At 73.1% G+C, this 8,283-nt stretch carries 9 protein-coding genes; 8 read left to right on the top strand and 1 reads right to left on the bottom strand.

The features are described 5' to 3' along the window. Positions 1-1,106, top strand: a 1,106-nt coding sequence (locus tag DQW85_RS31835) for a dihydrolipoamide acetyltransferase family protein (protein ID WP_162795538.1), incomplete at its 5' end; no start/stop codon positions are given. Positions 1,107-1,114: 8 nt separating this feature from the next. Here DQW85_RS31835 and DQW85_RS31830 read toward each other — a convergent pair. Further along, a complete protein-coding gene (locus DQW85_RS31830; RefSeq protein WP_113703488.1) occupies positions 1,115-1,744 on the bottom strand; it encodes a TetR/AcrR family transcriptional regulator in 630 nt (209 codons plus the stop codon). A 146-nt stretch (positions 1,745-1,890) separates the two neighbouring features. On the opposite strand from DQW85_RS31830, the gene DQW85_RS31825 reads away from it, so the two are divergent. The 7 genes from DQW85_RS31825 to paaD all read left to right on the top strand — a co-directional run. Beyond that, positions 1,891-2,634 (top strand): enoyl-CoA hydratase/isomerase family protein, encoded by a 744-nt coding sequence (locus DQW85_RS31825; protein WP_113703487.1) that lies wholly within the window; start codon positions 1,891-1,893, stop codon positions 2,632-2,634. Beyond that, positions 2,631-3,485, top strand: a complete 855-nt coding sequence (locus DQW85_RS31820; RefSeq protein WP_275888276.1) for a 3-hydroxyacyl-CoA dehydrogenase family protein — start codon at positions 2,631-2,633, stop codon at positions 3,483-3,485. Before DQW85_RS31825 ends, DQW85_RS31820 begins: the two co-directional genes overlap by 4 nt. 66 nt (positions 3,486-3,551) lie before the next feature. Then, complete coding sequence (paaZ, locus tag DQW85_RS31815; RefSeq protein WP_113703486.1) at positions 3,552-5,585, top strand: phenylacetic acid degradation bifunctional protein PaaZ; 2,034 nt, start codon at positions 3,552-3,554, stop codon at positions 5,583-5,585. 84 nt (positions 5,586-5,669) lie between these two features. After that, positions 5,670-6,641 (top strand): 1,2-phenylacetyl-CoA epoxidase subunit PaaA, encoded by a 972-nt coding sequence (gene paaA, locus DQW85_RS31810; RefSeq protein WP_113703485.1) that lies wholly within the window; start codon positions 5,670-5,672, stop codon positions 6,639-6,641. Between the two features lie 44 nt (positions 6,642-6,685). Further along, positions 6,686-7,006, top strand: a complete 321-nt coding sequence (gene paaB, locus DQW85_RS31805) for a 1,2-phenylacetyl-CoA epoxidase subunit PaaB (RefSeq protein ID WP_113703490.1) — start codon at positions 6,686-6,688, stop codon at positions 7,004-7,006. Between the two features lie 7 nt (positions 7,007-7,013). Further along, positions 7,014-7,904 (top strand): 1,2-phenylacetyl-CoA epoxidase subunit PaaC, encoded by an 891-nt coding sequence (paaC, locus tag DQW85_RS31800; RefSeq protein WP_113703484.1) that lies wholly within the window; start codon positions 7,014-7,016, stop codon positions 7,902-7,904. Continuing rightward, a partial coding sequence (paaD, locus tag DQW85_RS31795) for a 1,2-phenylacetyl-CoA epoxidase subunit PaaD (protein WP_113703489.1) occupies positions 7,898-8,283 on the top strand: 386 nt, incomplete at its 3' end. The genes paaC and paaD, both read left to right, overlap by 7 nt.

Genomic DNA, 8,283 nt, shown 5'->3' with positions numbered 1-8,283 from the left:
GTACTCCCGCGTCCTCTACTCCCGCCCCCCGTACTCCCGCCCCCCGTGCCTCCGCCTCCCGTACCTCCGAGGGGTCCACCGCCCCCGGCACCCCCGCGCCCGAATCCCGCGCACCCGCGCCTCCGAGAGCCCTCAGTCCTTCCGAGGCGCCCGCGACCGCCGGGCCGGGGGCCGTGCGGCCGGTCATCTCGCCGGTGGTCCGGCGGCTGGCCCGGGACCACGGGATCGACCTCGCCGCCCTGCCCGGCTCGGGACCGCAGGGCCTCGTCACGCGCAAGGACGTCGAGGCCGCCATCCGCGCCTGGGACGCCCCCCAAGCGGACCCGACCCACACGGACGCGACCCACACAGACGCGACCCACACAGACGCGACCCGCAGAGACGCGACCCACGCTGACGCGACCCGCACGGGCGCGGCGCTGGGGAGGCCCGGAGGCGGCCGGATACCGTTGCGCGGGCTGCGCCGGGTCGTCGCCGACCGGATGGCGCGCTCCCGCCGGGAGATCCCCGAGGCGACCGTCTGGGTGGACGTGGACGCGACCGCGCTGCTGGAGGTCAAGGCCGCGATCGACGGCGTCTCGCTGCTCGGCCTGCTCGCCCGCTACTGCGTGCTGGGCCTGCGCCGCCATCCCCTGCTCAACGCCCGGGTGGACGCCGAGCGCGACGAGATCGTGCTGAACGAGGACGTCAACCTGGGGTTCGCCGCCCAGACGCCGCGCGGCCTGGTCGTGCCGGTGGCGCACGGGGCCCACGCGATGAGCGCCCGGGCCCTCACGGCCGAGGTGGGCCGGCTCGCCACGGCGGCGCGCGAAGGGGTTCTCACCCCGGGCGAGCTGGCCGGGGGCACGTTCACGCTGAACAACTACGGCCGCTACGGCGTCGACGGCTCCGCGGCCATCATCAACTATCCCGAGGTCGCGATCCTCGGCATCGGCCGGATCATCGACCGGCCGTGGGTGGTGGACGGCACGCTCGCGGTCCGCAAGGTGGCCGAGCTGACCCTGGCCTTCGACCACCGGGTCTGCGACGGCGAGGACGCCGGAGGGTTCCTCAGGTACGTGGCCGACTGCGTCGAGAACCCCCTCAACGCCCTGGGCGACCTGTGAACGCGGCGTCAGGCAGGCGAGGTGGGGGTGGCGCCGGCCTGCCGGAGCCCGTCGAAGGCGATCTTGCAGACGGCGTCGGCCAGGGCCTCGGCGCCCAGGCCGCCGCGTGGCCGGTACCACTCGGTCAGGGAGTTGACCAGGCCGAACAGCAGCCTGCTCGTCACCGCGGGGTCCACGTCGGGCCGGATGTCGCCCTCCGCCTCGGCCTGCTGGACCAGGTCGGTGACGATCCGGTCGAACTCGCGGCGGCGTGCGAGGGCCGCCCGCTCCACCTTGGTGTTGCCGCGTACGCGCAGCAGCAGCGTGACGAACGGCAGCCGCTCGACCAGCACGTGCACGCTGCGCCGGATGAGGACCTCGAGACGGTCGATCGCCCTGCCGCCCATGGCCGACGTCTCGCCGGCGGCCTCGAACAGCCCGTCCAGGGCCCGGTCGACGGCGATGCGCAGGAGCTCGTCCTTGCCGGCCACGTGGTGGTAGATCGCGGACTTGGTGATGCCCAGCCTGCGCGAGAGGTCCTCCATGCTGGTGGCCTCGTAGCCGCGCTCGTTGAACACCTTGACCGCGACGGACAGCAGGGATTCGAGGTCGTAGCCGGGGCGGCCGCGCCGCGCGGGTGTGGTTCGGGTGGATGGCACGGTAACGAGTATCCCAGCAGCCTCGCGCGCCTTGAAAACCGACCGAATGGACGGTTGATAATAGGGGGTCGTGCCCGGCGCCTCGCCGCCACCCGCGCGCCGGCGCGGCTGACGGGAGGAGCACGGGTGACGGGAGGAGCACAGGGATGACGGAGTTCGAGACGCTGCTGGTGGACGAGCGGCCGGACCGGGTGGTGGTGACGCTCAACCGCCCCCGGGCGCGCAACGCCCTCGACCTGGCCATGGTCCGGGAGCTGCACGAGGTCTGCGAGGCGCTGGAACGGCGCCCCCGCCTGCTGCTCCTCACCGGCTCGGAGGGGGTCTTCGCCGCCGGAGCCGACATCGGCGAGCTGCTCCAGCGCGGGCGGGAGGAGGCGCTGCAGGGCATCAACAGCAGGCTGTTCGACCGCATCGCCCGGCTGCCGCTGCCGACCCTGGCCGCGGTGGACGGCTACGCCCTCGGCGGCGGCGCGGAGCTCGCCTACGCCTGCGACCTCCGGCTGGCCACCCCCGAGGCCGTCTTCGGCAACCCGGAGCCGGGACTCGGCATCATCGCCGCCGCCGGCGCCTGCTGGCGGCTGGCCGAGCTGGTGGGCAGGTCGGTGGCCAAGCAGGTGCTGCTCGGCGGCAGGTGGCTCACCGCCGCCGAGGCCGAGCGGTTCGGGCTGGTCGGCGAGGTGGTGGCGGCCGAGGAGCTCTCCGCCCGCGCCCACGCGCTGCTCGACCGGATGGCGAAGTCCTCGCCGGGGGCGCTCCGGCTGACCAAGCTGGTGCTGGACGCCCCGGGCGCGCACCCGGTGGCGGACGACCTGGCGCAGGCCGTACTCCTGGAGAGCCAGGACAAGCACGAGCGCATGACGGCGTTCCTGGAGAGAAGGCGGTCCTCGTGAACGCGGAGCGCACCACGGTCGGAGTGATCGGCGGCGGGCGGATGGGCGCGGGCATCGCGCAGGTGTTCGCCGCGGCCGGTTGCCTGGTGACGGTCACCGAGAACGACCCCGAGGCGGTCGGGCGCGCCCGCGAGCGGGTCGCCGACGGCCTGCGCAAGGCGGCCGAGCGCGGGAGGCTCACCGGCGCTCCGGGCGAGGTGCTGGAGCGCGTCCGGTTCGTCACCGGCGTCGGCGAGCTGCCCCCGGACGCCGACCTCGTCGTGGAGGCCGTGCCCGAGCTGCCCGAGCTCAAGGCACGGGTCCTCGCCGACGCCGAGAAGGCGGTCGGGGAGGGCGCCGTGCTGGCGAGCAACACCAGTTCCCTGTCGATCGGCGAGCTCGCGAACGCCCTCCGCGAGCCGTCCCGCTTCATCGGGATGCACTTCTTCAATCCCGTCCCCGCCTCCCAGCTCGTCGAGATCGTGGTCGGCGCGCGGACCTCGGCGGCGACGCGGGAGGCCGCGCTGCGATGGGTGGAGCTGCTGGCCAAGAGCCCCGTGGTCGTGAAGGACTGGCCGGGGTTCGCCACCAGCAGGCTCGGCGTGCTGCTCGGGCTGGAGGCGATCCGCATGCTGGAGGAGGGGGTCGCCGACGCGGAGTCGATCGACCGGGCCATGGAGCTCGGCTACCGGCACCCGATGGGGCCGCTGCGCTCCACCGACCTCGTCGGCCTCGACGTGCGGCTGGCGATCGCCGAGCACCTGCACCGCACCCTCGGCGAGCGCTTCGCCCCACCGCGCCTCCTGCGTGACAAGGTCGCCCGCGGAGAGCTGGGCCGCAAGAGCGGACAGGGCTTCTACACGTGGGAATGACGTACGCAGGAGAGCGTATTCTGAACGAACGGACGGTAGGTAAATCAATGGCGAGGAGGTCGGTCGATGGCACCGCTGCGTAGTTATGTGGCCGGTTCGTGGCACGTTCCGCAGGACGAGGGCGCGCCGCTGCTCGACGCGGTCACGGGGGAGGAGGTCGCCCGGGTCTCCTCCGCCGGCGTCGACTTCGGCGCCGCGCTCGCGTACGGCCGCCGCACCGGCGGGCCGGCGCTTCGCGAGCTGACCTTCCACCAGCGCGCGGCCCTGCTCAAGTCCCTCGCCTCCCACCTGCGGGAGCACCGCGAGGAGCTGTACGCGCTGTCCGCCCGCACCGGCGCCACGCTGGGCGACTCGAAATTCGACGTCGACGGCGGCATCGGCGTGCTGTTCTCCTACTCCAGCAAGGGCAGGCGCGAGCTGCCCAACGACACCGTCCACCTCGACGGCGCCATGGAACCGCTCAGCAGGGGCGGCTCCTTCGCCGGGCGGCACCTGTACACCCCGATGCGCGGTGTCGCGGTCCAGATCAACGCGTTCAACTTCCCCGTGTGGGGGCCGCTGGAGAAGTTCGCCCCGGCGTTCGTGGCCGGCGTGCCCTCGCTGATCAAGCCCGCCAGCCAGACGGCCTACCTGACCGCGCGGCTCGTCGAGCTGATCGTCGAGTCGGGCATCCTGCCGGAGGGGTCCCTGCAGTTGGTGTGCGGGAGCGCCGGAGACCTGCTCGACCACCTGACCGAGCAGGACCTGGTGTCCTTCACCGGCTCGGCGGCCACGGCCCAGAGGCTGCGCACCCATCCGGCGGTCACGGCCCGCTCCGTGCGCTTCAACGCCGAGGCCGACTCGCTCAACTGCTCGATCCTCGGCCTCGACGCCACGCCGGGCAGCGCCGAGTTCGACCTGTTCGTCAAGCAGCTGGTGACCGAGATGACGGTCAAGGCCGGGCAGAAGTGCACCGCGATCCGCCGCGCGTTCGTCCCCGCGGGGCTCCTCGGCGACGTCGCCGAGGCGGCCGCCGCCCGGCTGGCCAGGGTGAGAGTGGGCAACCCGGCCAACCCGGACGTGCGCATGGGCGCGCTGGCCAGCCTCGGGCAGCGCGAGGAGGTACGGCGCTCGCTGAAGGCGCTCCTCCAGGCGGGTCAGGCGGTGTACGGCGACGCCGAGCGGGTGGACGTGGTCGACGCCGATCCGGAGCGCGGGGCGTTCATCTCGCCCGTGCTGCTGCGCGTGGACGACGCCGCCCTGCCCGAGCCGCACGAGGTCGAGGCGTTCGGCCCGGTCAGCACGCTGCTGCCGTACACCTCGGCCGGCGAGGTGGTCGAGCTGGCCGCACGCGGCCAGGGCAGTCTCGTCGGCTCGATCGTGACCGGCGACCCGGACTTCGCGCGGGAGGTCGTCCTCGGCGTCGCCCCCTGGCACGGACGGCTGCTCGTGCTCGACTCCGAGGCCGCGAAGGAGTCGACCGGGCACGGCTCGCCGCTGCCGGCGCTCGTCCACGGCGGTCCCGGCCGCGCGGGCGGTGGCGAGGAGATGGGCGGCATCAGAGGCGTGCTCCACCACATGCAGCGCACCGCCGTCCAGGGCAGCCCGGACATGCTGACCAGCGTGACCGGCCGGTGGCACCCGGGGGCGGGCAGGTCGGTCGGCGAGGTCCACCCGTTCCGCAAGCACCTGGAGGACCTCCGGCCGGGCGACACGGTGGTCGGCGGGCCACGCCCGGTCAGCCTGGCCGACGTCGAGCACTTCGCCGAGTTCACCGGCGACACCTTCTACGCCCACATGGACGAGGACGCCGCCAAGGCCAACCCCTTCTTCGACGGCCGGGTGGCCCACGGCTACCTGATCGTGTCGCTGGCGGCCGGCCTGTTCGTGGACCCCGATCCGGGCCCCGTCCTGGCCAACTACGGCCTGGAGAACCTCCGCTTCCTCACTCCGGTCTACCCCGGCGACGAGCTGACCGTCACGCTCACCGCCAAGCAGATCGACCCGCGCGAGGACGCCGCGTACGGCGAGGTCCGGTGGGACGCCGACGTGACGAAGCAGGACGGCTCCTCGGTGGCCAAGTACGACGTGCTGACCCTCGTCGCCAAGCGCGAGGGCTAGCGGGCGAGCGGCGGGCGCCCGTCCGGACTTGCGGGACGGGCGCTCTCGCCGCACACTATTACTGAACGAATGGTCGGTAGGGAAATGGTGGTGGCAGTGACGGCGGCTGAAGAGACCAGGGAGTTCGAGGAGCACTTCGACCGGACCATAGCCCGGGAGCAGCGGATCGAGCCGCGGGACTGGATGCCCGGCGGCTACCGCAAGACGCTGATCCGCCAGATCTCCCAGCACGCGCACTCGGAGATCATCGGGATGCAGCCGGAAGGCGAGTGGATCACCCGGGCGCCTTCCCTGCGGCGCAAGGCCATCCTGCTGGCGAAGGTGCAGGACGAGGCCGGGCACGGCCTGTACCTGTACTCGGCGGCGGAGACCCTGGGAGCCGACCGCGACGAGCTGACCGACATGCTCATCGACGGCAGGCAGAAGTACTCCTCGATCTTCAACTACCCGACGCCGACCTTCGCCGACGTGGGCGTGATCGGCTGGCTGGTGGACGGCGCGGCCATCTGCAACCAGGTGCCGCTCTGCCGCAGCTCGTACGGCCCCTACGCGCGGGCGATGATCCGCATCTGCAAGGAGGAGTCCTTCCACCAGCGGCAGGGCTACGAGCTGCTGATGACGATGACGCGCGGCACCACGGCACAGCGGGCCATGGTGCAGGACGCGGTCGACCGCTGGTGGTGGCCGTCGCTGATGATGTTCGGCCCGCCCGACGACGCCTCGCCCAACAGCGCCAGGTCCATGGCCTGGAAGATCAAGCGGCACAGCAACGACGAGCTGCGCCAGCGGTTCGTGGACATGACCGTCCCGCAGGCCGAGGCGCTCGGTGTCCGGCTGCCCGACCCCGACCTGCGCTGGAACGACGAGCGCGGCCACCACGACTTCGGGCGGCCCGACTGGGACGAGCTCAAGCGGGTGATCAGCGGCGACGGGCCGTGCAACGCCGAGCGGATCGCGGTCCGCCGCGCCGCGCACGAGGACGGCGCCTGGGTCCGCGAGGCGGCGGCCGCCCACGCGGCCAAGCAGGCGGAGCGGGCGAGAGGAGCGGTGGCATGAGCAGTGACATGAGCAGTGACATGAGTAGCGGCGTGAACGGTGACATGAACGGTCGCGTGAGCGGCGGCGAGGGCGACGGGGTTCGCGCGTCGTGGCCGTTGTACGAAGTCTTCGTGCGCGGCAAGCGAGGGCTCAACCACGTGCACGTGGGCTCGCTGCGGGCCGCCGACGACGAGACGGCGCTGCGCCACGCCCGCGACCTCTACACCCGGCGCAACGAGGGCGTGAGCATCTGGGTGGTGCGCTCCTACCACATCACCGCCTCCAGCCCGGACGAGAAGGACCCGTTCTTCGCGCCCAGCGGTGACAAGGTCTACCGCCACCCCACCTTCTACGAGATCCCCGACGACGTCCCCCACATGTGAGGCCGAGATGTCCGACAACCCCTACGAAGCACTCAGCGGCGAGGGCGACGCGCGCTGGGCCTTCGGCACCGGCTTCACCGACCCGCTGGCGGGCGTCGACACCGGCGTGCCGGACGGCGTGGACGGCTCCGACCTCGCCACGTACTGCCTGATGCTCGGCGACGACGCGCTGATCATGTCGCACCGGCTGCAGCAGTGGTGCACCCGCGCGCCCGAGCTGGAGGAGGAGGTCGCGCTGGCCAACATCGCCCTCGACCTCCTCGGGCAGGCGAGGCTGCTGCTCGCCCGGGCCGGACAGTCCGACGGGAGCGGCCGTGACGAGGATTCCCTGGCCTTCCTGCGCGACGCGCCCGAGTTCCGCAACGTCCGGCTCGCCGAGGAGGCGAACGGCGACTTCGCCAGGTCGATGGCCCGGCTGCTCGTCTTCGCCGTGTGGCGGCTCGCGCTGCTCGACCGGCTGGCCGGCTCACGCGATCCCGTGCTGTCGGCGGTGGCCGCCAAGGGCGTCAAGGAGGTCACCTACCACCGCGACTACGCCGCGGGGTGGGTGGTGCGGCTCGGCGACGGCACGCCGTACTCGCGCGAACGGATGCGGGAAGGACTGGAGGCCGTCTGGCCGCTGGTGACCGAGCTGTTCACCCCGCACGAGGTGGAGTTGCGGCTCGCCGCGGCCGGGGTGGCGGTGGACCCGTCGGAGCTGCGTGCCGAGTTCGACGCCGTCCTGGACCAGGTGCTGGGGGCCGCGGGCCTCGCCCGGCCGCGAGCCGTACCCGGGCTCGGCGGGCGGGCCGGGGGAGGGAACGCCCGCGGGCGGCACGGCGAGCACACGGCCGAGCTCGACGACGTGCTGGCCGAGATGCAGACCGTGCCACGCGCGCTGCCGGGTGCGACATGGTGACGGCGGATCGGCGGGAAGCGGCTCGGCAGGAGGCGGATCGGCGGGAGACGGCCCGGGTGGTGGCCGAGAGGGTGGCCGACCCGGAGCTGCCCATGCTGACGCTGGCCGACCTGGGCATCCTGCGCGCCGTGGAGGAGGGCGAGGACGGAAGGGTGGTCGTCACCGTCACGCCCACCTACAGCGGATGCCCGGCGATGGGGACGATCCGCGCCGATCTCGCGACGAGCCTGCGCGCGGCCGGGTTCGCCGAGGTGGAGGTCCGGACCCGGCTGTCACCGCCGTGGACGACCGACTGGATCACCGAGACCGGGCGCCGCAAGCTGGCCGAGGCGGGCATCGCGCCGCCCGGCCCGGCGCCGGTGCGCGGCGAGGGGCCGGT

Source organism: Nonomuraea lactucae, from assembly GCF_003313395.1.
Classification (GTDB): Bacteria; Actinomycetota; Actinomycetes; order Streptosporangiales; family Streptosporangiaceae; genus Nonomuraea; species Nonomuraea lactucae.
This window is presented reverse-complemented; position numbering and strand designations above follow the sequence as displayed.

What these genes read in the sequence shown, in the direction of transcription:
- paaA (WP_113703485.1), top strand. Translation starts at nt 5,670, where the DNA reads ATGGTGGTGGCAGTGACGGCGGCTGAAGAGACCAGGGAGTTCGAGGAG.
- DQW85_RS31825 (WP_113703487.1), top strand. Translation starts at nt 1,891, where the DNA reads ATGACGGAGTTCGAGACGCTGCTGGTGGACGAGCGGCCGGACCGGGTG.
- paaB (WP_113703490.1), top strand. Translation starts at nt 6,686, where the DNA reads ATGAACGGTCGCGTGAGCGGCGGCGAGGGCGACGGGGTTCGCGCGTCG.
- paaC (WP_113703484.1), top strand. Translation starts at nt 7,014, where the DNA reads ATGTCCGACAACCCCTACGAAGCACTCAGCGGCGAGGGCGACGCGCGC.
- paaZ (WP_113703486.1), top strand. Translation starts at nt 3,552, where the DNA reads ATGGCACCGCTGCGTAGTTATGTGGCCGGTTCGTGGCACGTTCCGCAG.